Origin of the sequence: Paraburkholderia sp. JHI2823 (genome assembly GCF_038900695.1) — a bacterium.
GTDB classification, from domain to species: Bacteria; Pseudomonadota; Gammaproteobacteria; order Burkholderiales; family Burkholderiaceae; genus Paraburkholderia; species Paraburkholderia mimosarum.
On sequence record NZ_JAYMRY010000032.1, the window covers coordinates 48,208 to 72,618 of the forward strand.

Sequence of the window (24,411 nt, forward strand, 5' to 3'; positions counted from 1 at the left end):
CCATTCGCCCATATAATTCGTAACATAAATTTACATTAAGTAACTTGTTACCCATTTGGGTGCGCCAACGGAGAGAGAGCTGGATCATGGGCTACGCAGGGCAGTTGCTTTCCAAGCAGGAACATTACGCGAAAAAAGGGATCGAGCAAGGCGGCAAATCGCTTCCCCCGGCATCTTCTCAATCGCTTGACGGCCATGAAACTCAGTTGCAGGCGGAAGCGCAGCGCTTTGCCGCGAGCGATCATGCCGATTTCATCAAGAAGCAGGCAGGCAAAACCAAGTCGCTCGGCGAAGTGAACGACGCGCTGAGCCACACTTCTGTCCAGTGCGACACGCTGTTGGGCGACCGGCCACTATCGGAAACGGTCTCGCACACGCGAGAACAGCAGCGGCCGGTGCTCGTCAAGCTCCGTGAAGATCAACTGATGCGCGAAGCCGAGCTTAAGGCGTTTCGGGCTCTCAACAAGATCACAGAGAAGGCGTCGTATCCCGACAGTCCGTGGCTGCCGTATTTCTGGCTTGTTCCGGTCATCCTGGCCGAAACTATCGGCAACGCGGTCTTTTACGAGAACGCACAGGGTTTGCTCGGTGGGGCGATCGTCGCGTTCGCGGTGTCGTTCGTGAATCTGGCGATCGCGTTCGTGCTCGGCATTGCTTTCCGGTACAAGAATCTGTCAGTCCCGGGATGGAAAGCAGCGGGATGGGGCGCGCTGGTTCTGGCGATCGTCGTCGCAATTTACTTCAACGCGATCTTTTCCGCGTATCGGAGTGAGTACCAGCTTCTGGTCGATCCGTCGGATTTCGCGGAAGGCGGCGCGGCATTCAAACGCGCGATGAGCGTGGCCGGGTACGTTTTCATCGGACATCTGCCGTCGAGCGATTTCATGAGTTTCATCCTGTTCTTCATCGGACTCGTGCTGAGCCTGATTGCGTTTTACAAGGGTTACACCTCCGACGACCGCTATCCGGGCTACAGCAAGCGCGATCGTCTGTTCACGGAAGCCACCAAACGATATGACGGGGCCATGGAAGTCGTGCGCCTGAAGGTGAGCGGCGAGATTCAGCGTCGCCTGACAGGTATGGCGGCCGCCAAGACGCAGTTGCTGCAATTGAAGGCACGTCTCGACCAGATCAAGAACTCGGTGCCGGTCGATGTCGCCGCGCTGAAGGCATCGCTGACCCAGCTGCAGCGCGACTTCGCGCTCGTGCTCAATACGTATCGGCAGAAGAACGTGTCCGTTCGTCCCGTGAAGGCGCCGGACTATTTCGCGCAGACGCCCGATCTGATCGGACAATACGCGCATGAAGACGGCAGCGAACTTCTGTCGCACGTCGACGTGGCGGAGAGGCAACTCGATCGTTATCGGGACTTGTACCTGTCGCAGCTCAACGACGGCATGCGCGACCTGGAGAATGAAGGCCGCGTGCAGCAAGGTTCGGCCTTGACGGACTTCGCGACGGATATCACGAAGGAAGCACAACGCAATATCGATGCGAGCAAGTTGACCATGCCCGCTTCCGCGACGATCGGTGCGCAGGTATGAACAAGACCACACAAGCGGGCATTGTGGCGGGCGTGAGCATCATTCTGCTCATCGGCCTTCTCGTCGCTTCGCGATTCACGAAGCCGGCGCCCGTCGATGCGATGGGTTGCGGCCAAGAAATCACAGGAAAAACGGTGATCGTCCTCGATACGAGTGATGATGTCGCCGCGCAGACGCGTCAGGAAATTATCGACCGGGTGAAAGACAGGATCGAACGGAATGTGCGCGACGGCGATCTGGTTTCGGTCTTCACAGTGAGTGAATTGTCGAAAAAGAACCTCGTGCCCGCGTTCGCTTACTGCAAACCGCGCCGTACCGGCAACGAGCTGACGGAAAACACGCGCGTACTCGAACGCACTTACGTGACCAAGTTCGAAAAGCCACTTCAGGCGGTCGTGCAGGCGCCGATCGAAGGCTCGAAGGAATCGCCGATCGCGCAATCGCTAATCGATCTTTCGCTCTCGGATTACGTGCGCTCGAGCGGCAAAACGAATCTGATTGTGTTCTCCGACATGATGGAGTACACGGACCGGTTCTCGTTATACAAGTGCGGCGTCGGCAACCAAGCGATCAAGTCGTTCAGGGATTCTCGCGGCGCGACGGTGGCGCGGCCGACGTTCCACAACGTCAACATTGAACTGAACATCATTCCTCGCAGCGGCACGTCGGCCGCCGTCGGCCGATGCCGCGATACTTTCTGGGCATGGTTTTTTGGTGACGATGATGGTCCCGGCGCCCGCTTCAGCCCTTCGAACCTGCCTGGGTAATCCCGATGCAACCCAATATCAATCGTATATTCATTGTGGCAATGGCGGTGGCGGTGCTCGGCGCCGGGGCGTCGGCCGTTCTACATCTGCCGGTTCCGGTCGTGCTCGTCTTCGAACTGTTGCCGTTGTGCATGTATTTCTCCGTGCTGTACCGGATCGGCAAAGATGGCCTGGGTCACACTGCGATCGATAGTGTTTACTACTTCGGCTTCATCGTCACGATTCTGTCTCTGGCGGCAAGCGTGATGCGCGTCTGGATGTTCGGCATCGAGAAGGACATGAGCGGGTTGATCGCGCAGTTCGGCGTCGGCTTGCTCGCGACGGGCCTCGCGCTCGTGTTCCGGCTTATGCTGACGGCGCGTGTGGAATCGCTCAACGCCAAGGATCTGAGCCAGACCATCGACGAATACGTGCAGCGGATCGACGGTATCGTCGTCAAGGTCGAAACATCCGCAGCCAGTTTCGAAGGGCTGTCGCAGTCGCTGCAGGAGCGTACCCGCGCCGTCGTCGAGTCGACGTACGAGGAATGCACGGCGAGCATGCGGTCGGCAGTGACGGCTTTCTCCGAGTCGATTTCGGGGATTACTCGGCAGACGAGCGAATCCGTCACGCGCTTTGGTGAAGTGGTCGAATCGGTCGCCGTGGCGTCGCACGTCAAGCATTTCGATGCGAACATCAATGAACTGACTGCGGGTCTGAAGGGCTTCGCGGCCGAAATAGCGAAATATGGTCGGAGCACGACCGACGAGGCACTGCGCGCCACCAAGCAGGCGCTCGACGCATCCGGCAAGTGGCACGCCGACAGTCTCAGCGAGATGTCAAAGGCCAGCCAGCAGGCGATTCAGACGGCGCTCGCCGCACTGTCCGATCTCGACATGTCCGTCGATACCTCGACGGTGAAGTCCGATCTCCAGGCGCTTTCGCGAACCATCGCGACATTCACGAAGAAGTTTGCGGAACTCGATGACAAGCTGGCTTTGGCTCACGCGCGCCAGAGCGCGCAGACGCTGGAGCCGATCGTCGAGAAGTTCGCGGAGAACCTTGTGCGGGCTACGGGCGAAGTCGAAGTGCAGGCGCTCGCGCAGTTCAACGAGGCATCGGCGCAGCTGACCGCTGAAGCCGTGAAGGGCATCGCAGCCGTCGGCGAACGAACGCAGGTTCAAACGAAACAGCAGATTGACGTCCTGGCGACCCACGTCGACCGCCTGAGCGCGGCACTCGAGCGCGCCGATCAGCAGCCAGCGATGGAGCGCAACGGGCAGCGCATCGACGTGCTGGCAGGCAACGTCGACCGGCTGGTCGCCGAGCTCGGGCGCACCGATCAGCCATCCGCGCTGGAGCGCACCGGGCTGCGCATTGACGCACTGGCCGGCAACGTCGACCGGATGATCTCGACATTCGAGCGTGTCGGAGGGCAGTACGGCAACGAGCAGATCGGCCAGCGTATCGACGCATTGGCGGCGAACATCGACAGGCTGATCGGCGTGCTCGAGCGCTCCTCGCTCCGCGCGGACCGGCACACCGTGCACGCGCCGGATGCGTTCGTGCCGACGCAGGCCCCCGCGATCCAGATCACGCCGATGCCGAACGAAAGCCAGCTCGCGTCGCACATGAAGCAGTCTTGATCGTCCGGGCCGCCATTAGACATGAAATCGCCTACACAGCAAGACAGCGTCTTTCTGCTGACGCTCGTCGACTTCCTGTTTCAGATCATTTTCTTCGGGCTCTTCGCCTACGCCATCTCGGTGGCGACGGAGAACACCGACTGGAAGTCGGCGGCACTCGCGCTTCAACAAAAATTCAAGGATGAATCGCCGGCCGATGTGCAGAAAGTCGTCGATGTCATGCCAGACGATGCCCAGCGTCTGAAGGACGCGCTGGCGAACGAGGATGCGGCGAAACGACTGGAACAGCATTTCGGCGTTTCCGATCTGACGAAGCTTACGGACGAGCTCACGCGCATGGCGCCCGTCGAGGAGTTGCGGTCGGCCAACAAACTGATCCAGAAGGCGGGAAGCGTTGAGCGTGCGAACGATGCCGTCGACCGTTATCTCAAGAGCGGCATCGGCAAGCCCGCGTGCCTGCTGGCCGATGTCGCGAAGAATCGCGCGAAGCCACTGGCGACCATCATCGGCTACGAAGACCACCTGGAGTTTCAGGCGGAGACGCCCGAGCTCTCCGTCGTGCTCGTGAAGATGGGGACAGATTTTGAGTCGGTCCGGTCACTGCCGCTGGCGCAGTTCAAGCACGTGTTCAGCAGGCTTGGTGCTCTGTATCCCGATTGCATGTACACCTTCGATCTCATCGAAAAAACGCGCTACGTCGAACCGCGAGACGCAGCTACCGCAAACTGGAACGTGCGCGTCATTCCAAGGCGTAGTTGAAATGCCTCAGACTATCTCCGACGATAAACATTTGCCGCCGCACGTGCCCGCATGAGCGCGAGCAGCGTGGTTGTTGCGCGGTCGCGTTTATCCGCCGGGAGCGCGTCGAGCCGCGCGCGCCAGTCGGCGAGGGCGCCCGAGATCCGGTCATCCTTGATCGGGCAGCCCGTCATGCTGCCACCTGTTGGGCGGCGTCACGGATCCGCGAGACCGTCGGGCGGCTGATTCCGAAATCGCGCGCGACGGCGGCAATACTGGCGCCGCCGGCCAATCGGGCGAGGACCGCGTCTCGCTTCTGGTCGTCGAGGGCTCGCGGGCGCCCCATGACCTTTCCCTCCGCACGTGCGCGCGCAAGGCCCGCGTGCGTGCGCTCGATCAGCAGATCGCGTTCGAACTCGGCGACCGCGCCGAGCACGCCCATCGTCATCTTGCCGGCTGCGCTGGTCAGGTCCATGCCGCCTAGGGCAAGGCAATGCACGCGCACGCCCATTTCTGCGAGCCGTTCGACGGTGGCACGCACATCCATCGCGTTACGGCCGAGCCGGTCGAGCTTGGTGACGATCAGGACGTCGTCGGCCTCAAGGCGATCGAGCAGCCTCGCGAAGCCGGGTCGCTCGCTGGCCGGCACGCTGCCGCTGATGTTCTCCTGGACGATCCGTTTCGGCTCGACGGCGAAGCCGGCCGCCAGTACTTCGGCGAGCTGGTTGGCCGTGGTCTGGTCCGCAGTGCTTACGCGTGCGTAAAGAAAGGTGCGGCTCATTTTTCCCTTCGTTATCAACGGTGTTAGAGGTGCTCAAAAACGCTGTAACGATTATCGAGGGTGCTCAAAAGCAGTCAAGCTGATTTTTGTTCACCCCAGTTGCGGGCGCACACAACCGCTCGTTTTCGTGCACGCGAGCAGCTGGAATGCGTCTCGGGAGGCCGAGCAGGATTCGGTCTCTCAAATGCACGCGAATTCCTACGTGGTTAGCAAGTTTGCGCGTAGAGCTTGGTCAACTAGACGTCGATAGGAACGAGGGCGACCTCGATTGAAACAGTGCCAGTGGCAGTGTCTATCCAAAAGGTAGGCGGGCCGTCCGCAGGAAGCTGCGACCCCGAAAGAACTGGATAGGCAAGTTTCGCACGTTGACAACCATAGCGCATCAGGTAGACCAGCACTTGGCGGGCGTCATCCTCATCCACGCCCCAGTCCAACCGAGTTGGCTTTAGGACCTTCCACTTGGCGTCGATGATCGCTTCAGGTGAGCCGTGCGACGGGCTCACGCCAGGAGGCCAGATCAGCAGGTCTGGTCTCTGCTGGAAAACCTCTCGCAAGGGGATGCTCGGGCCGCCTGCGCTTGCGCCGCCACGACCGACCTTCGCTAGGTTACGAGTCGAACCCTTGAACGCGACGATCATGCCGTCGGGCGCTTGGTCGCGCTCGCGTCGCGCGACCCACCGCTCGAAGATATCTTGCATGTTGAAGAGTAAGGCTGGTGCGGGCGAGACTCCGCCTGCGAGCGAGGGCGAGAGCAGGCCGAGCAGAAGACGCGCCCATCGCAGTGCTTCATCGTAGCGGGCACTCTCGCGTCCGCGGGTGAGCCGGTCGATGTACTCAGCACCCATTTGGATGCAGCTAACCTCCCCAAAGAAGGCACGGACTTCGAGCCAAAGGCGCTCTGTGGTGCGCCGGCGAAGGTGAGTGCGACAGCGCTCTACGGCGGCGAAAAGTGCTCGGTTGTAGGGGTTGTCGACGGAAAGGTCGTCGTGCGAGCAGCGCCAAAGGTTTGGGCGCCGCAACGCCAGTCGTTCGGAGTCGACGAGCAGCGGCCGGCCGCGCAGCAGCGGCATGTCGCTCGTGGTCTCGATGTAACGCGTCAAGAGGCCCCCCTTCGCTACACGCAGTGCCTCGCGCAGGAAGCTGCGGATAAAGAGGTCGAGCAGTGGTGCGCGTTCAGCGTCTTGGGGCGCGACGTCAAGCGTTCTAAGTCGCAGCTCCTCGCTGCCGCGGAGAAGGTGGAGCAAGGCTTGACGGGCACGACCGATTTCCCGACGGCGCTCGTGCGTGGTGCCGGTTCCTGCCAGAGTCGATGCGCCCTCGCGCTCGCTACCCACGCCACCCCAGAGTTTGGGTAGGATTTCCAGCGTCACCCCGGTGCTGCCGATGCCTGTCGCGTTGCTAGCTGCCCCATTTTCGCGGGTGAGAAACACTAGACCGCAATGCATGGCTAAGGACAACTTACGGCCGTCGCGGACGCAGAAGCCCCTCTGCGTAGCGTTGATGGCTTCGAGCGCGCGCGCCTCGGCCTCGGTTACGATCAGCGTGCCTCGTTCATCACGGCCGACACCTTCGCTGCTGCGGAGCTTTTCGGTTTTGTTCAACTGACTGCCGCTCTGGCAATCGTCGGGGCAGTCGTCGCTCGCGTCAGACACCAACGGTGCAGTGCTGAGGCCTGCGGAGGTGGGCTTTTCCGGTGCTGACATTTTGTCGCGCGAGGCGCGACGACGGTGCGCCACCTCTGTGTCTGAGGCGACGCGTAGCGTCTCACGCTCGAAGGCGGCGAGGTTCAGAACTGTCATGATCCCGTCGTTTGGACGCTGTCGCTGGATTGCGGCGAAGCCTCGTCATTGGCTGCAGGGGCGACGTAGACGGTATTGTTCTTCTCTTCGCCATCGAGTTCCGCCGATTCCTCGAGGTCCTCCAACTCGTCCTCTTCAAGGACGTCGGTCGCCGGCGGTAGCGTAGCGAGCGCCTCGCGCAGCGCCTCTCCGCGCAAGTAGAGGCCTAGGAACTCCGCCGCCGTCCACTCGGCGAGATTTGCACTGGGACGAATCGAGATCCGGGCATCCTGCATGTCGAGGTCGTCCGCGTTGTCGAACAAGCCGCTTGCATCGAGCGTGCGTTCGGCGAAGAAGACGCAGGGCTTATTCGAGCCAGTGAGCGCCAGCTTAGCCTTGGACAGGTCCTCAAAGAAATATTCTTGCAGCAGCGGGATGACCCGGCGAGAGAATGCTAGGCGGAGGTCCCGAAGGTTTCTGACGCCCATGAGGAACGCGTGACCGATCGCGTGCTCGCCGTCGAGCAGAAACTCGATGCGGTCGTTAATGGCGGCGAGAAGTGCCCGCAAGTCGACGCCATAGACAGTCTCTTCGGGCAGTTTGCGAGGGTCGGCCGGTGTTTCGATGAACTCGAAGCGCCGACGCAATGCGCGGTCCATCGACTGCACCGAGCGGTCGGCGGTGTTCATGCTCGCGACGATGTCAAGGTTAGCCGGTACCGCCAATATCTTGCCGCTGTATTGGAGCCGCACCGAGCAGCGCGCCTCGCTGAAGTCTAGGCTCGGGTTGGGCGCGCAGCGTTTGCTCGGCTCGAGCAACGTAATGAGCTCGCCGAACACCTTCGCTACGTTGGCGCGGTTGATCTCGTCAATGATTAACGTGTGGCGCACGTCGGGGCTCTTGTGCGCGAGGTCACAAATCTGGAGGAAAGGGCCCGGCACGGGCTCATCGCTAAGGCGACCGTGTTTGCCCTTCTCTGGCCGATAGCCCTCGACGAAATCCTCGTAAGAGTACGACGGGTGAAATGAGACGAACTCGATGTGCTCTCCAGCAGCGAAACGCCGAGCTCGAATGGTCTCGAGCGCACGGGTCTTGCCGGAGCCCGGTGGACCGAAGAAGATGCGATTGCGGGGCCGCCAGAGCTTCGCGGCCGCCGCCGCGAAGTCTTCGTCATTCTCAACGTCTGTATCAGACTCCAACTCACCATCGGACTCCTCGCTGAGATCCTCATCGAATTGAAGCACGTTGACGGTCGTCGACCCATTCGTGGCCCGGCGGGCTATGCTTTTGGTCGTCTTCTTTTCACGGCGCAGTAGCGGCGGGTTGACGTAGAAATCGATGGGATGCTCGGGGCTTTCGCTCTCCAAGCGCTCGCGCACTTCTAATAACGCCTTGTCACGCGCGACGCGATTAGCGCGTGCGACATGCGGCACTCCAAGGCTCGGGTGCCGGGCAAGCTTTGCCTTGCCGGTCTCAGAGAAAATGCGCTCAAAGTGGTCTGGGAAGAGCGCGTGGCAGAGGATGTGGTAGAGCTGGCGCGAGCGCGTCTCGTCCATTGAGAGCATCCATTCGGCAAACGTCCAAGGGTCGCTTAGCACCGCCAATCGCTTCTCTGCGTCCATTTCGGCGAGAGCCTTGAACAGGCGAATCGCGTAGGCGAGCTCGGCCCACAGCAGCAAATTGTATGCGGTGCCGGTGCTGCCCACCCCAAGCAGCGTCTCGGGCGCAAGAAGTCGATTCCCCATGTCGAGTTCACCGGGCTCCCTCTGCATCCGCCAGATCTCCTTGAGCCGGAGCAGCTTAATTTTTTTGAGGGAGCTCGAAGGGAGGGTAACGACCCAATAGATCTCGGCGAAAAGGGCTACGCTCTTGGGCGGGCACATCGCGAGCTGCGTGCGGAGTTTGCTGACAAATGTGTTGCCGCGCTCGTCGTCGTTCTCAACGATGAGATTCTCGACGTAATTCTTGATGAGCGGCTCAAAGTGCTCCGGAATCCAGAGTTGCTCGTCCGGTATGAAGAGCGACTGACCACCGAGCAATGCCTTCTCCTTGAAGGTGCGGGCGGCGTCGTAGGTAAGATGGGCATTGGGCCTGCCCGGAATGGTTCGGCTCATGTCTAGATGCGAGGCCGTCTAAGCGGCGCGTCGTTGGCAAGCAGCCATAATAGCTCGCGGCTCCCGCCTCCGCCCGCGCAATTCGTCGGCGGTTGCATGGGGGGGCGGCAGTGCACGGTCAGCGGCGCAGTGGCGGGACGGGCTACGACTGGGGGGGCGTCGGACAGGTCTTTGCTCCGCGAGAGGGCGCGGCAAGAGGAGCATTTCGGCGGTTCTTGGGTTTGTAGCGGCAAGCAGGGAAGTTTGAGCAGGAGCGGAACTCCCCGTAGGGGCCGGTGCGCACGACCAGCACCCCTCGCTTGCATGAGGGGCATGTCTCCTCGTGAATCGCTTCACCATCCGTATCGGTGATCGACACGGCGCCGTCCTGCTCAAGCTCCCGTAAAAAGCTGGAGCACTGGCCGCGTGCCGTGAACATGGCCACGCCACGCCGTGCCCTGGTCAGAGCCACGTAGAATAGGCGACGCTCTTCCCCGTCAGGGTAGTTGTCCCCGGCGGGCATCGCCAACTCGAGTACCGAGTCGTCAGCGCGCGTGTTCGGAAAGCTCCGGCCGCGTAGCACGCTCAGCATTTCCGGCAAGATCACGTAGTCGGCTTCGCTTCCTTTCGATCGGTGGACGGTGAGGAACGACACATCCACCCAGCGCTCGAAGCGGGCCTTGTTGGCCGGGACGTACTGCCGATCGGCGTTGTATCGGCCAAGCACGAAGACCGTAACCTTCCCATCGCGCCCAGGGAGGATATTGCCGTCTTGGACACCACGGGCCAGTTTCATCACGAACTGGTCGATGGCGTCGGCCAGCTTTTCCTTGGTGTCCACCTGAAACGCTTGCAGCACGGGTCCGATTGCGGGGGTGACGGATGTCACGCGTTTGCTGATCTGCGTCGGATTCTTCGACACGAACCGACTGGACACGTCGCACAGCGCTTGCGGGCAGCGGAACGTCTGTTCGAGCTTGAGAACCTGCCCGTGGCCGAACCATTCCCGGAAGCCGGTCATCACCGACACGTCCGCGCCGGCGAAACGGTTGATGGACTGCCAGTCGTCGCCCACGGCGAACAGGTATCGGCCGGGCTTCTGGACCAAGGCGCGGCACAAGCGGGCCCGAGCCCGGGAGGCGTCCTGAAACTCGTCGGCCATGACCAGGTCGTAGGGCGCCTCGTAACGACCGCTTTCCAGATACTCAGCCGCCAGGTTGAGCATGTCCTCGAAGTCGATGCCGTCCTCGGCCGCCAACGCGGCGTCCCACGCTTTGATGATGGGCTCGGCGATGTCGAGGAACATGCGGTGCCGGTACTTGAACGCATCGTCCGGCAGGGCGTCCAGGCGTTGGCGCAGCGCCGCCGCGGTCATGCAGTTGCTTTTGGCGTGGCTGATGAACGTTCTCACCAGGGTCACCAGTTCCGCTGGCTCCATGGGCTTCTGACCGCCCGCGGGAATCTCGCGATCCGGGTTGGGATCGAGCTGGATGCCCCGGCGGGTGAGCTGGCTGGCGAGGTGCTTGAACACGTCACCGGTGCGGACCTGGTGCGACGTTGTTTCGATCAACGCCGTGCCACGTTCCCGATGCAACTTGCGCTTCCATTCGACGCCGGCGACATAGTCGGTAAAGTGAGGCGGGGCCTTGCCGTGGGCGTCCAGGGCGAAGTGCTCGTGGTAGAGATCAATGCCCGGATAAAAGAAGTCGGGGCGGTATTGGCGATGATCCTCGTCGGCGGTCTTGAACTTGTACCGCTCCTCGTAGAGGTAATCGACGCCGTTGTAAAAGAGCCAGTTGGAGATGGTGGCCTCTTCTTGGCTACGCACGCGCTTCCCGTCGGCGGTCAGCGTGCGGCCGTTGCCTTGATCGTCCCAGACGTCAGGTGTGCCGTTCGATCCGAACGCAGGCAGATCCTTGCCAAAAACGAACCGGAAGAGGTCCCATTGCGTTCGGAACGTTGCGGAGCGGTCCTTGAGCTGATCGACGATCTCGGTCAGCTTGCTGATGCCGCCGGCGGTGTCGGTGGCCCAATCCGGGATGTCAGGCTTTTCCTTCGTGGCCTTGCCGATGATGCGAAGGCCCAAGGCGTGGAAGGTTGAGGCTTCCACCGCGACGTCCTCCATGCCCAGCCGCTCGAACGATTTGGCGGCACGTTCCGCCAGTTCGACGGCGGCCTGCTTGTTGAAGGCCAGCATGACGATCCGCTTCGGTGCGACGAAGCCCCGGTCGATTGCGTAGGCGGCTTTTGCCACCATGGTGGACGTCTTGCCCGAGCCGGCCGACGCAACGACCTGCACGCGGTTGTCGAAACAGATCACCGCACGCGCTTGCTCCTCGGTCAGAGGTTCGCGCTCCACCCGGTCGAACAGGTCCTTGCACGCCGTCAACTCACGCTTCGTATGGTACGCGTTGAGGGCGGCCCAGTAGGGGCGGTGGTCGGTTTCCCATTGGGCGAGGGAACGCTCCATTTCGGCAGCTTCCTCACCGAGCCTGGCGTTCACGTTGGCCTTCTTCATGCGCGCACGGATGGCCTTCACGTCGATGGACGGTCGGGCCGCTTCGATGGCCGCCTGGGCCTCGTGCGTGATCCATCGCCGGCCGAAGACTGCAGCCAGCTCTTGCTGGACCTTGTGGTTTAGCCAATCGAGCACGGTTTGATGAGCGTCACGGAGAAACGCCACGTCCGCGCGGATTTGCTTCTCGACCAGCGCAGCTTCCACAGCACTGGTCAATTCGGTCCCTCGGGCGTTGGGCAGCCCGTCCACCTTCACGACCCGCGAGGGGCCTGGGTGGAGCGTGACGTCGGTCCAGAACACTCCTCGATTCACCCGGTACGAGCCGGCGTCGTCGACGTTGACGTCGTGCGTTTTTCCATCCACCGTCAACGACAGTTTCAAGCCTTGAAGGATGAGGCGCCAGTTCGGCGATCGTGTCAGTTTTCGGCCCCATGCGGAGGGGGTCCATTCTATTATCATCGTCTACCCTGCAATATCCCCGGAAGCCGGTCTCGGTCCTGCCGGAGAGCCGGTCGCGTCATGATAGCTTGACGCTGCTTTGCAGGCGGGCGACGCGTGCCATGCTATGAGCATCTAGATCGCTCGTGGCCGCGGCATCGAAGGTTAGTTTTTTCGGTTCCAGGCAGGTCTCAACGCGGACCGTACAGTTTCTATTCGATGGCCGCCTCGAGCTTGGCGATGAAGCGATCCACGGTGTAGATCGTGGCCTCGAGCGAGGCCTGGCTGACGTGCTCGGTTGTTGGTGCTCACGGCTCAGGTCCCTCGCGTTGGTCTTGTCGCTGGGCGCCACACCCAGGCAGGACACGATTGAACCATGGCGCCACGAGCCGGCACCAGCGGAAAAGTGTTGCTATCCCACTGGGGCCAAGGGCGCGAAGTGGGTGGGGCGGTCGGTGCGGTGGCCACGTGACTGCCGAACTGGAGGCGGTGGAGGGTAGCCAAACGCGGGATTGCGGTTACCGCGAGCAGCGTCGTGTGTGGCGGTCTCGTCCAAGCTTGCCTGCGCTACGGGGCGGCTAGGCGTTCGGTCACCTGACGACGGACCACTACGCTGGCGAGGGGAGGCGGATATGCCGGTCCGAATGCGGCGGTGAGACGACTGTGAGTGCGGGACGCTTGCGGCTGGGGCAGGTATGTTCGTGCGGCTGCGTCGGTACTCCCGTTGATTGATCAGCCTGGTCTACTCCATTTCTGCAGACGTCCGGCGAGCGCTCGCTCGCCGGCCACAAGCCGCCGTTCACGTGCGGCGTCGCTCTGACGTTCGGGCGTCGGCCACACCACCATTCAATCGTAAAGGACGAACGCTCGGGCATCGTCCTTTATCGACATCCAGGTGTCGCAGTTCACGTAGCTGCTTGAGGACGCTTTTCTGCCGTTCGTACCTCTGCGATCGCGAACTTCAGGTTTCGCTATCCGTGAACTCGCACTCACGAACCGTTTCCGCCGCTTAAATCAGCATGCGCGCCCAGCGCGACCACTTGGGGTGGAAATGGGCACCGCTTTTAACCACTCCACATCGCACGTACCAACCAGCGATTGTACATTGCCATTCCTGCTCGCCGTCGTGGCAGCCCGTTGCTCGGTTTGCCGTTGCGTCAGTGTATTCGATCGTTATTACCAATTTCGTCGCCCGGACCGCGGGCCTGAGGAAAAGTGGTCCGAGCGGCGAGACGCTCTTCTCGGCGCGGAGGCCCATGATCATGAGTCTGCGCCCCCGGAAAATCCCGCGCGTCAGCGATGAGTCACGCCCTGCCACTCCTGCTCGTTGCCGGTCCCCCAGAGCTGCCAAGCAGTGGTTGCAAGAACGGCGCACGGAGTTGATCGCTCAATTGATATCATTATGGGACGCCCCAATTCTGGTGCGATCGTTCCGGTAAACGCTATTCAAACGAATGAGCCAACACACAACGAACATCCGCGCTTTTGTCGCCGCCGCAGCATCGAGTGCCGATGAGATCGTCAGGGCCTATTGCGGTATGGTCGCGATCGAGCTGGTCCTCAAACAGGCGACCGGACTGACCGACCACAATGTACCGGCCGCACTCAACGTCTTCGCACACCGCTTTGCCGTGGGCAACCAGCGCGGCTGCAAGGTCCGGCTCAATGCACTGTCCGCCCAGTTGAGCAACGCGCTGAAGGCCATCAGCGTGCAAGGCAAGGACGGAGTGGCTCGGTTTGCCCCTGCGGAGTCCTATCCTTACATCCGCTATACGCGGCACGTCGCTGACGGCTGGCCTGCGCCGTCGACGACCCATGAACAGGCGAAAACGCTCGCCGATCTCGTGGGCGGCACCCGGTCTTACCTAGCAACGAAGTTCCAGAAATCACTCTGATCCGGCCATGACAATATCCGAGTTCATTGAATCCATTGCGCACATCGACAGCATCAAGCTCGAGGTCGAATACGCACATCCGACACTGTATATCTTGTGCGTCGGCGGTTCGTTCGAGGGCATGGCCACTGAGGCCCGGTTCACCGCGTTTTGCGAGGCTGTCGGCATGTCAGCGGATGACGTCGCACTAGTTGCCGCGAGTCCGATGATCGAGTTGGCACTGATCACGGAAAAGGAACGTCGGGAACAGTTCGGCTTTTTGGGTTCAGGCGAAGCGGGAGCTAGCTGGCTGAACGCGTTCACCCCGCGCAGCGAAACTGCGATGGTTCCGCCCGCCGTTTTGGCTGATCAGCACGACAGGGCAGGCAATGCGTCCTCCGGCCAGCGCACTGCGAAAGCAGTTCACTTTTACGGATACAAGGGTGGCCAGGGACGATCGACCGTGCTCGTGGCGCTTGCCAAGGTGCTGGCCGATGCTGGCTACCGCGTGCTCACCGTGGATGCCGATGTTGAAGCGCCCTCATTGGACGCGATGTTTGGCGTCGCGGCTACGGACATCGACGCGACCTTGATGGGCCTGGCGACACCAGGCACTACGCTCACACCGCTTTCGCGCACGTACGTTGGCGAATCGGTCACGGGATACGTTGACCTTGTGTCTGCGCGGCCTGTCGCAGCACGCTTCGACATGGATTTTGCCGCTTTCCTGCTGAACGCGTCGCTGGATGCGTCGGTGCTGCAATTGGCGGTGGCGGATCTTCGGCAGCAGATAGAGACAGAAGCGGAAAACGGTTCGCCACGTTATGACGTCGTGCTTTTTGATCATCGAACCGGGCTCGCCCCCTCCGTTCTGCCCATCATGGACGCTTGGCCCGGACCGGCCGTAATTTTCGTTCGTCCGGACGGCATGGCACGGCACATTTTGGATTCACGACTGCTCGACACCTTGCTGGCCCACGATCCAGAATCCCCGGGGGCTTTCGTCAGCTTTTCGCTCGACCCCAAAAAGACCGCAAAGGACACGCGTAGCCAGAGCGCGCGATTTATTGAGGGTCTGCTTAGCAAGATCGCTGATGCGATGCAGATCGAAGATGCGATCGATCCCCAGGATCTAGATCCCTACTGGGTTTTCTGGAGACACGACCAGAATTTCGTCGACGGGCAGCAGCCGAATCCACGCGACATGTCGAGCGCCAGTCGCGAAGCCATTGGCCAGTTGCGCTCCGTGCTGGGCCTGAGCGGCAATCCTGCTGCGCCGATGCAACAAGGTACGCTGACGAGCAGCGGCTCAACGGATGACGGGCAATTCATCCTGACGCCGGGGCTGGCCAAGTTGTTCAGCGCAGACAGTCCATATACCTATGTATTTGGCCGAAAGGGGACGGGAAAGACTAGGCTGTTGACCGAGCTTGTGCGTCGCAATCTGGCCGAGCCGCTTCTCGTCGCGAACGACTCGCGTGCCGGCGGCTTGCCCAGCGCAAACCGCAGTTTTCAGTCCGCACTGGCCGCATGTAACCGGGACTTTGAAAAGTTCTGGTGGTTGTTGCTGGGTGCCGCCCTCTCGACGCCGAGCACGAAGGGCGAGGGGGTGCTCGAAGCTGCCCTTCAGGAACAGGTCGATCTGATTACTGCACATCCAGGGGCGCTCGTTCGTTTCGGCCCCCAAGATTTCACCAGCCACACGGAAAAGCGCGCTTTCGTGATCGATGGTGTCGAAACGGCGGTTCCGGCCGCCGACCTTCGTTCCTTCGTCGAAGCCCTGTTCCGATTCCTCGCGGCTGTCCAGTTCGATAGGACTTATTCAAGGACGCTTACGATACGGCTGCTACTGCGCACCGACCTTGCAACTGGGGCGGCGGAGAACGTCGAACAGCAAATTGAAGGGGCTGCGCTCTATTTGCACTGGAACAAGACCACGATTCTTAACTTCGCACTCGCTCGGATCGTGAGTCTGCCCTGGTTCCAGCAGCACTTCACCAGCGTCTGCAAGCGGATAGAAGAGGAGGCCGACAGCATCTCGCGCGGGGCTTTGTCTGATGACGATTCCGAGTCTTTACTGCTGGAAATCTTTCCCTCGGGTCTGGAGCGCAATCGCCTAAAAACGACAACATTCTTCGCCTCATATTTCTCGGACGCGGGAGGAGACGCGGGCGCCGACTCCGCCTTTTATCCGAGGCTGTTCGACGGGTTCCTGCGAACGTTGGCAGACAATTCCGGTGAGGCAGGACCGGTCGACTTGGTCGACGGTCGGCTCTCCAGCAAGAGTGTCCTGCTCGCCTACGATCAGGCTTCTCGGTCCTTCATCAGCGATGTAAGGACCGAACTGTATTCATTCCTCGACATCGAGTCCAACGTCGACGCAAACAAATCAGCCGTAGACAGGTTGATTGCCGCCTTCGACGGACTTCAGACGCCGTTTTCCATCGAGGGAATCGTCGAGACACTGACGGAGAGGGCAAACATTCCAGCAGATGTGGTGAGGCGCTCCCTGACCAGTATGCAGAAAATCGGGATGTTCGAGGCACGAGCGGGGTATCCGGGTGAACTGCGGGCGCGACAGCTTTACAAGGCGGGCCTCGGGATGAAGTATGTGAGAAAGAAGGCACAGGAATGAGGTGAGTTCGGCGAGTGGATCATTTGCCAGTCGGAAACCACGTATCCAGTTTCAGAGCGACCCGCCACTCGTGACAACGGTTGTTACGGAAATCGGCAACGAAGACGTTTCTCGACCCGTTGCGAACATGACCACCCACAAACTGGAATGCCTCGCTGTCGTGGCACGTTCAGGGTCTCAGAAACATGCGTGAAGTAGGCCGGACTCACCCCACAAAAATGCCGAAGCGAGGGCTCGTTCTCGGCAATGACAGATTATGCAGCGATTGGATACTCAAAATTTCTTATGGCAAGTAAGACGGCTTTCCGTTTTTTCGTCGCTGACGAACGAAGATGCTCCTCGACTTGGAGCCTCACGATCCAAAAGAATGATATTTACGTCTCCCATGGCGGGTCACACCAGGACAAGATTAGCCTGCATGAAAGCGGAAAGTATCAGTGGTCTGTGAGGTCGGAGCACGTCACCGCTGTACCCTTTGCTAAGGACAATCGCCACATCGCGCGTTGGAACAATCCATCTGCCCTCCCGGGGAGTTTGACTCGGCAGTTCTTTGTGCTCATACCGGCCTCTGAGCTTCAAGTTAACCGAGCACGACCAGCTAAGAAGGCCACCTTCCTTCCGGCTCCCCCACAAGGGTGGGCTATACGTTTCGACTTCGTATTTTTCACGCCTCATGAGGGGAAGCAAGTAACGAGCGCAAAATGGGAGCCAAAGCCGCTCTTTGAGGCCAAACTCGCGTCCGGTCGGATCTTGCTTGTGGCCTATTCAATAGTACCGATCGATCAAGCGACGGCGGCCAAGGTTAACGCAGTGAAAGAGATGGGGTGGGCTGAAGGCGAGAAACATGAGCAGAACGTGTCAAGAGCACTGGCAAGGATTAGGGATCCTAATGGAATTTGGGGTATGATGGAAGTCCTACTCAACCGCAGTTCGCCTCTGAATTCGTCGTCCGCTACCACGGACGACTCGTGACAGTCGAGAAGAATGCGACCGTAGCGGTTTCCAAACGCAGTCGTAGACCAAGGACGGCTTCTGGTCGGTAGTGGCCGGTGAGAAGTCGAGCACGCGTTTCTGGGACCACTGGCAGCCCGCAGCAGAAAGGACGTCAAAGAGGGCCGAGGAGGACGATCGGCATGGACGCGTAGAATCCCCGGAGCTGCTCGTCGGCCGTCTTTGTCACTACGTCGGCGCGCTTCTTTCCGCCGCAGCCGCAGTGTCGTATCTTTCGTGCAACCACCGTCGCAGCGTCAATAGTGCTCACGCTGCCGCACACGCAAAGCCATCGCCACTTCGTCTCGCGCACGTGCCGCAGGGCGGTCAGGTGGCCCCGCCGCATGCCTGTAGCGATGGTCGACGTTCTACGTGGCTTGGGCGCCCCGTGCTCGGGCTGCCGCGGCGGATCAGTCTCGACAGCCGGTCGACGCGAAGCGCATCCGCACGAGGATTGTCGCGAGCCGCGCAGCGCTGTGGCGTGGAGCACAGTCTGTTTTCCGCAGTCGCAATGGCACGCCCATCGAGCGCGGCCGATGTCGCGCTGCAGTTCGAGGAGCCCGATGCGCACGCCGGCGGCCAACTTGCGCGGTGTCGCGATGGCCGGTGGTGTGTCCGTTGCTGAAACGTCATGTTTGTCAGTGGTTTCCGGTTCGGCCATCGCCCGCTCGGTGCGGCGCGTCTCGGCTTCCGCCTTCTTGCGCTCTGCGATGCGCTCGCCACGCACCGATTTTGCGCGGTCGAGCCCTTCGCCGTGCGGTGCGGCGATCAGGCGGAAGTCGCTCCCCACGAATACCCCGATGACGCGGGCCTTCGGATGGGCGCGCGCAGCATAGCGTTGCGCCTCGTTGACGCCCGTGGACAGCCTCGCTTCTGGACGCCACCTTCAACGCAGACGATCTGCGTACGGAGCAACCTTCCGGCCCACTTTTTCGGGCGGCCCCCTTTAGCGTTCGCACCGCGCAGCACCTCTTTCTCTCGGTTGTAGCAGCTCACGCAGATCGTTTGCGCACGTACGAGGCGCATGCGGCCGATCAGCCTCCTGTTCGTCGCGGCGCTTTTCAGGCATCGAATGCACGAGAGCGCCGCCGACTGTCCGCCTGTGGCTCGCAGCGCGGCGCGGCGATTCAGTCGGTCCTGGATGTCGGATTCGTCGGGCGAGACATTGATTGCCGCCGGCGGATTCGATCGCTTCTTCGCCGCCGACGGAGGCTCGGCCTCGAGCTCGTGGCGTGCGCCTATCGGGCAGCAGATACACGCATCGTTGCGTGGGGCGCGGTAGCTCCGGGCGCATGAGCTCGGTGAGAGCTCGAGGTGCAGTCGCTCGCATCTGAACACCAGGACGCCGGGGAAGCCGGCCAACTCGCGAAGCTCGACGCGACCGTCGTCGGCAGCGCTGATCCGGCGCTTGCGGAGAGCAGATGAGGGCTTCGCATAGGCATATTCGGGCATGTGCATCGGCGCGCGGGGATAACGCACTCATGCTCACGTCACGACTTTTCGCACGATATCCCCTGAAAACGTAGTGCTTTTCTCATCGACGCGGCTCGCCTTCGATCCCCCCATCGCATCTCATGGCACCCCACGCGCGAGTCGTGACGGGATGCTGGTGGTGTCGCAACTCATTGGGCTCGCTATGCCCCACCCACCTGAAAAACTCATCCGTCGTCCGGCGGTGCTCGATCGGACCGGGCTTGCGTCGACGACGCTCGATCGACTCATTGCGTCTGGCGGTTTCCCCGTTCCGGTTCGCACGTCGCCGGCGACGATCGCGTGGCGCGACACGGAGGTGTCGCGGTGGATCCGGACCAGACCGCGTGCGGCATGCGGCTCGGTCAGTCAACCGGAGATGTCGAAGTGAACTTCAACGAATTGATGGCAGTCCTTCGTGCCGAGCAGGCGCGGCAGAGCGCGGCGGGCGGCGGTCGCACGTTCGCGAAGGCGGCGAGTCCGACTGCGTGGAAGAAGGACGGTAACGGTCAGGCACTTGCGAAGTCGCTTCCTGCGCCGCTCTCCGCGCAGCACGGCGCGACGATCGCAGCGCTCGCCGGCCACGCGGTGATCAGCTTCGACTCTCTCGCGAAGATGGGCGTGAGGGGTGCCAATGGTCAGCCTCTCGTGAAAGCGCTGGGCGCCGTGCCGAACCAGAAGATCAAGGAAGCCGCGAGCGACTCGGCCGCGCGCCGTCGCGAGGTTCCGAACGCCGACGAGCTGCTCGGTGGCGGAAAGCGCGCGTATCGCGTCACCCACGGCGACCGCTCGCTGACCGAGGCAGAGGCCCGTGCAGCCTGCGAGCGTGGGCTTCTTGCCGGCCGCATTGGTGCCGACGACGCGACGCGAATCGAGCATCTGCTGAATGAACAGCGACCGCTCCCTCCCGGGCTAGTCGCGAAGCTTTTTAACTGACGGAGCCGCAATGGCGAAGAAAACTATCGAAGCTCTGCGCGCGCACCTGCGCACGGCGCTCTTGGCCGGCAATGACGCTTCAGCGATTCGTGCCGAGATCGAGGCCGCCGAGGCTTGCGCAGCGGGATGAGGCAGAGGCAAGCGCGCGTGCTGCGGCCGAAGCGAAGCGCGTCGACGACGCTGAAATTCAACGAGAAGCCCGCCGGCGAGCCGAAGCGTCGGCTGCGCGTCTGCAAACCCTTATTTCTGCATTGGACTGATACACATGAACACGTACGAACACGAACAAGCTATTCGCGCCGAGCGCGAGCACAGCGTGGTCAGGGATACTCTGGCGGTCGTCGCGGCCGAAGTTGCGTCCATCGAGAAGCGTCTCGCCGAGAAAGCCGCCGCGCGAGATCAGTTGGTAACGGATGTGCGCACTGGCGCGATCGACGAGGCGGTTGCGGCGATGCGTCTCGCGTGCATCGACGCTGACGTGCGCGATTTGACGGCTCTCATTGGTGAAGCGAAGCGACTTACCGTAGCCGCTGCTGCCAAGGTTGAGGATTCGGCCCGCGTGCTGCGTTTCGCTCATGACGCAGTGGCGGAACTTGAACGTCGCGAAACGGAGCAGGCGTTGGACGCCGCGGTTCGCCAATGTGAGCAGAAGCTGCTGGTCGCATTGAGGCGGCGCTATGTCGCTTCTGGCCGTAGCGATCGGCGCATCTTCAGTTTTTGGCAGGCGTCCGTTGCGTTGCGCGAGGCCATCAACGGCAACCTTCCCAATCTCTAATTCTTGGGGGTGCTTTGTGTGACCCTCGTGCGAATCGACCAGATATCGAGGTCCATTTTGGCGGACGTGAAAATCGGAGTGTTAGCGAACGCTGACTCGGCAAAGGCCGCAGTCAACGTCATGGTCAACGCTGTCAACGTCCTCCGCGTTTATCTCTCACGACGACCCACGAGCCAAGCTGCCAGCGCACAGCTCGTGGACGCCATTGGCTTAGTTCGCCTACGGCGCACGACGAGACAACGGAGAGGTCGCTTGCACCGCCTTTCGACGAATCGGTCACTCTCCCAACAGCATGTCTTGCGACAAAAAGTATCGCTGTTCCCCGGTATTCGCCCAAGTCACGCCGGTTACTGTCCCATGCTCGCGAGGAGGCTCATTGTTGTGACCCTGTTTGTGACGGGCCAACTATATGGCGGTTCCGCCCCCCGGAGCAATGTGCACGTAACGGGACGGTTGCGTGCTCCATGAAACGGCGTGCTCACAAACCTGCGTCGCGTGATTTATGCACCCTCAGCGATCCATACACCCATTTTGTGCACCCTCGAATTCCGTTGATAACGAAGGGATTTAGGGCTGCCGGCTGAGTTCGCCCACGATGGCTCGAAGGAGGCGCTGGGCGTCGACCCCGTGCTTCGTCGCATCGAATGCCAGCCGGACGCGATCGGCAAGCTCGTAGCAGCGATCGTCGTCGGCGAGCATCGCGAGGTTGATTGTGGCCCGCTCGCTGCCGGCGATTTCGTTCCACGCTGCCTCGCCGGCGCGCCAGTCAATGTCGACAACGCTGGGCTCCGATCCGGGCCGGACGTATCCCGGTTGCGGGGGCATCGGGTCGCCGTTGCCGCGCGACGTGCTGATCAGATCCCACTGCGAGAAGTCGCTCGTGTATTCATGGAATGCCGACGGCAGGAAGCCTGCGTCGAGCGCTGCGTCCAGTCTCTCCAGCCAAGTGAGTGTTTCCGGGAGGGTTTCGCCGCGGCACGCGTCCTTCGTGGCGTCGGAGACACTCACCATGATTGCCTCCGCCAACGCTCGCGGCGATGCGTTTCGGCGGATCGACCCTCCGCAATGATCTCGCAGGTATTTCGACCCACTGGCGCTCGTGTACCGGAAGAAGGCCTGGCTGGGTCGGCCGGGCGGGTGGAATTCGCAGCGCCAAGTGCCGACCGGCGAGAGGTATGGCAGCAGCATCAAGCGCCCGTACCCGCTCCGGATGAGCCACGCGCCGGCGCGCAGCACCTTGGCTGCCGCGTCCATTACGGCTTGGGTTTCGTAGACCAATTCCTCGATTGTCATGTGCTTCCCCGTAGCTGTGTTTTTCGTTCGTTATCAGCGGAATCCGGGGGAGAAGCATACTCCGCTGCCGCGGTGTGCGCTGCGGCCGTGGTGGGCTTCGGGTGAGGCAGGTTGGTGCTGTCCGGTGCGGCTGCTCCAGCGCTTTCGTGGACGCGGTGCGCACATGCTGACGGTACCCGTGACGGTGCGGCGGCGGCGCGATTCGCCAAATTCCAATGTTCGCGCGAAGTTAGCGCTGCTATTGACAATTGAGTGGGAGTGAGTGTCATTTTGGTGCGTGATCCGGCAAGGTCTGGCGACGACCCGAAGTAAAGCCAAAAAAGCCCGCGATTCTGCGGGCTTTTTTCATGTTCTTGTCGTTTGTATGGATCATTAATAAGGGCGGCGTTTTTCAATTAATTTCTATGATTGATTTCTCATGCCATGCTTGACAATCCATTCTCGCGCCGTGCTCTTTTTAGCCTTCTCACACTCTGCAATTATATACTTGGCTTTTTCCGGTGCATTGTGTATCGTTCAAATTCATCTAATGCAAAAAAAGTTTTTGTGACCACGGTAGGCGTATTCTAACCCCTTCGCTGGCAAGCCTTCGGACATGAAAATTTTCATCGCTAGTCCACAAGATCAACTCGTCCATAACTTCCTTGGGGTGCTCTTTCAGCAGTGGACGGATGCCGTACTCACCGGTAAATTGTTCAGCTCCTTTAAAAAGGACAATGACAATTTCCGTTTTCATTCCCGTGCCGCTCGACATACCTGCTGATAGGCCACAACCAGTATCCGTAATTTAACATCCCTTCCGGTTTGGTCCATTCCGGGCCAAGCATGTTAAAGAACGCTCGTCCTGTATTTAGTGATTTGCTGCATTATGCTTATTGTCGTCGCATCAGCAAACAGCCATTCGGAGGGTGATTGCCATTCTGGCAGTCATAGGGCTCGACGACTCACCGGCCCTTGACTGGCACACCGACACCACGACTCAAAGCCGCAATCTGCCGGATTCCCGCTCGTGTGGCGAGCGTCAGCGGTGCTCGATGCCCCCTTTTTGATCTGCATCAAGCGTCCATTTGCCGGCCGGCAGTGTGATATTCGCTTTATCGCATCACGGATTCAGTGCGCTTCGAACTTCCACCGCGACTCATCGTGGGCCGAGGGTGAGCAGCGAGCGCCCGGCAATGCGATTGCGAATCCCGCTTTCGTATCCACTCTTCACGGCTGACCGTGCTGTTGTTGCCTGACGGGAGAAACGATGACGTACGTCCAACGACTTGCGGACTGCCTCACGCGGCTGCGCAAGGCCAGCATGGCCGCACTTCTTGCGCTCCTCGTTGTATCGCTTTTCGGTATCCCGTTCTTCAGCGAGCCCGGTAGTCAGGTCAGCCGTATCGTGCAGGACGTGCTTTTCTCGTTGATCCTCGCGGCCGGGGTCGTGACGTCAAAAGAACGACCCGGCGTTTTCCCTCTGATCGCTCTGGGTGCTCTCATTGCCGTAACGGTGCGCTGCGCCAGCTGGCTGTTTCCGGCGGATTACACGCTGGCGATACGTGACGAAACCGCTCTCGCGGCGGTCGCGCTGATTGGTGCAACCCTCGGGATGATCGTGTTCGGCCCGGGCAAAGTCACATTTGACCGGATCGACGGAGCGATAGCCCTTTACATCCTGATCGGCATGATTTGGGCCTATGCCTATCAGCTGGTCAATTTAAGGTTTCCCCATGCGTTTTCCGGAACCACACTCGGCCCGGGCCCGGAGAACTCCTCGACCTGGATATATTTCAGCTTCGTCACGTTGACTACGGCAGGGTATGGCGACATCGTGCCCGTCGCGCGGCAGGCGAGATCGCTTGCGAATCTCGAGGGGCTCATTGGCCAGCTTTATCCGGCTATTGTGCTCGCGCGACTTGTGTCATTGCACCTGGCAGGCGGCAGTTCCGGAACAGACAAGAACTGACCGCTGATCCCGCATCTCATCGGGCCGACAACGGCGGCCGCGACTCATCATCTCCTGCTGTACCCGGGCGGCATGGAACCGTTCGGTTAGTTCGGCCGAGGGAAATGTTATCTTCGTGATACATTAACTATCACAGCGACTTACGAAGATTGCAAAATGCCAACCCCTCACGCTCCTTCTGCCGGCGTCCGGCGGGCGCTGCGAA

The 24,411-nt window shown here is 60.8% G+C and carries 16 protein-coding genes; 9 read left to right on the plus strand and 7 right to left on the minus strand.

Annotation, left to right across the window (positions count from 1 at the left end):
- The first annotated feature begins 86 nt into the window (after nt 1–86).
- The 4 genes from VSR34_RS27740 to VSR34_RS27755 all read left to right on the plus strand — a co-directional run bounded on the left by VSR34_RS27740 (nt 87) and on the right by VSR34_RS27755 (nt 4,695).
- Entirely contained in the window at nt 87–1,544 is a 1,458-nt protein-coding gene (locus VSR34_RS27740) for a hypothetical protein (RefSeq protein WP_342964086.1), read from the plus strand.
- Nucleotides 1,541–2,311 carry a hypothetical protein gene (locus VSR34_RS27745; RefSeq protein WP_342964087.1) on the plus strand — a complete coding sequence of 257 codons (771 nt, stop codon included), beginning with the start codon at nt 1,541–1,543 and terminating at the stop codon, nt 2,309–2,311. Before VSR34_RS27740 ends, VSR34_RS27745 begins: the two co-directional genes overlap by 4 nt.
- A gap of 5 nt (nt 2,312–2,316) precedes the next feature.
- Nucleotides 2,317–3,936: a hypothetical protein gene (locus tag VSR34_RS27750; protein WP_342964088.1), complete on the plus strand. Its 1,620-nt coding sequence runs from the start codon at nt 2,317–2,319 to the stop codon at nt 3,934–3,936.
- Nucleotides 3,937–4,056: 120 nt separating this feature from the next.
- Nucleotides 4,057–4,695, plus strand: a complete 639-nt coding sequence (locus VSR34_RS27755; RefSeq protein WP_342964089.1) for a hypothetical protein — start codon at nt 4,057–4,059, stop codon at nt 4,693–4,695.
- 169 nt (nt 4,696–4,864) lie between these two features.
- On the opposite strand, the gene VSR34_RS27760 is transcribed toward VSR34_RS27755, so the two are convergent.
- From VSR34_RS27760 to VSR34_RS27775, 4 genes are all read right to left on the minus strand, one after another.
- Complete coding sequence (locus tag VSR34_RS27760) at nt 4,865–5,455, minus strand: recombinase family protein (RefSeq protein ID WP_342964090.1); 591 nt, start codon at nt 5,453–5,455, stop codon at nt 4,865–4,867.
- 236 nt (nt 5,456–5,691) lie between these two features.
- The gene (locus tag VSR34_RS27765) at nt 5,692–7,254 is read right to left on the minus strand and encodes a hypothetical protein (protein ID WP_342964091.1); all 1,563 of its coding nucleotides are present in this window, start codon (nt 7,252–7,254) and stop codon (nt 5,692–5,694) included.
- Nucleotides 7,251–9,347: an AAA family ATPase gene (locus VSR34_RS27770; RefSeq protein WP_342964092.1), complete on the minus strand. Its 2,097-nt coding sequence runs from the start codon at nt 9,345–9,347 to the stop codon at nt 7,251–7,253. The genes VSR34_RS27765 and VSR34_RS27770 overlap by 4 nt, the downstream gene beginning before the upstream one ends.
- A gap of 142 nt (nt 9,348–9,489) precedes the next feature.
- Nucleotides 9,490–12,303, minus strand: a complete 2,814-nt coding sequence (locus VSR34_RS27775) for a UvrD-helicase domain-containing protein (RefSeq protein WP_342964093.1) — start codon at nt 12,301–12,303, stop codon at nt 9,490–9,492.
- 1,433 nt (nt 12,304–13,736) lie between these two features.
- On the opposite strand from VSR34_RS27775, the gene VSR34_RS27780 reads away from it, so the two are divergent.
- Complete coding sequence (locus tag VSR34_RS27780) at nt 13,737–14,177, plus strand: hypothetical protein (protein ID WP_342964094.1); 441 nt, start codon at nt 13,737–13,739, stop codon at nt 14,175–14,177.
- A gap of 7 nt (nt 14,178–14,184) precedes the next feature.
- Nucleotides 14,185–16,791 (plus strand): AAA family ATPase, encoded by a 2,607-nt coding sequence (locus VSR34_RS27785; RefSeq protein ID WP_342964095.1) that lies wholly within the window; start codon nt 14,185–14,187, stop codon nt 16,789–16,791.
- A gap of 1,105 nt (nt 16,792–17,896) precedes the next feature.
- On the opposite strand, the gene VSR34_RS27790 is transcribed toward VSR34_RS27785, so the two are convergent.
- Nucleotides 17,897–18,571 carry a hypothetical protein gene (locus VSR34_RS27790; RefSeq protein ID WP_342964096.1) on the minus strand — a complete coding sequence of 225 codons (675 nt, stop codon included), beginning with the start codon at nt 18,569–18,571 and terminating at the stop codon, nt 17,897–17,899.
- Nucleotides 18,572–19,578: 1,007 nt separating this feature from the next.
- Here VSR34_RS27790 and VSR34_RS27795 point away from each other — a divergent pair.
- A complete protein-coding gene (locus VSR34_RS27795) occupies nt 19,579–20,187 on the plus strand; it encodes a hypothetical protein (protein WP_342964097.1) in 609 nt (202 codons plus the stop codon).
- Nucleotides 20,188–20,452: 265 nt separating this feature from the next.
- The gene (locus tag VSR34_RS27800; protein WP_342964098.1) at nt 20,453–20,962 is read left to right on the plus strand and encodes a hypothetical protein; all 510 of its coding nucleotides are present in this window, start codon (nt 20,453–20,455) and stop codon (nt 20,960–20,962) included.
- Between the two features lie 567 nt (nt 20,963–21,529).
- On the opposite strand, the gene VSR34_RS27805 is transcribed toward VSR34_RS27800, so the two are convergent.
- Nucleotides 21,530–22,255 carry a hypothetical protein gene (locus VSR34_RS27805; protein WP_342964099.1) on the minus strand — a complete coding sequence of 242 codons (726 nt, stop codon included), beginning with the start codon at nt 22,253–22,255 and terminating at the stop codon, nt 21,530–21,532.
- Between the two features lie 526 nt (nt 22,256–22,781).
- Nucleotides 22,782–22,991, minus strand: coding sequence for a hypothetical protein (locus tag VSR34_RS27810; RefSeq protein WP_202905085.1), 210 nt, complete (start codon nt 22,989–22,991; stop codon nt 22,782–22,784).
- 513 nt (nt 22,992–23,504) lie between these two features.
- Here VSR34_RS27810 and VSR34_RS27815 point away from each other — a divergent pair.
- Nucleotides 23,505–24,206 carry a potassium channel family protein gene (locus tag VSR34_RS27815; RefSeq protein ID WP_028211439.1) on the plus strand — a complete coding sequence of 234 codons (702 nt, stop codon included), beginning with the start codon at nt 23,505–23,507 and terminating at the stop codon, nt 24,204–24,206.
- The last annotated feature ends 205 nt before the right edge of the window (nt 24,207–24,411 follow it).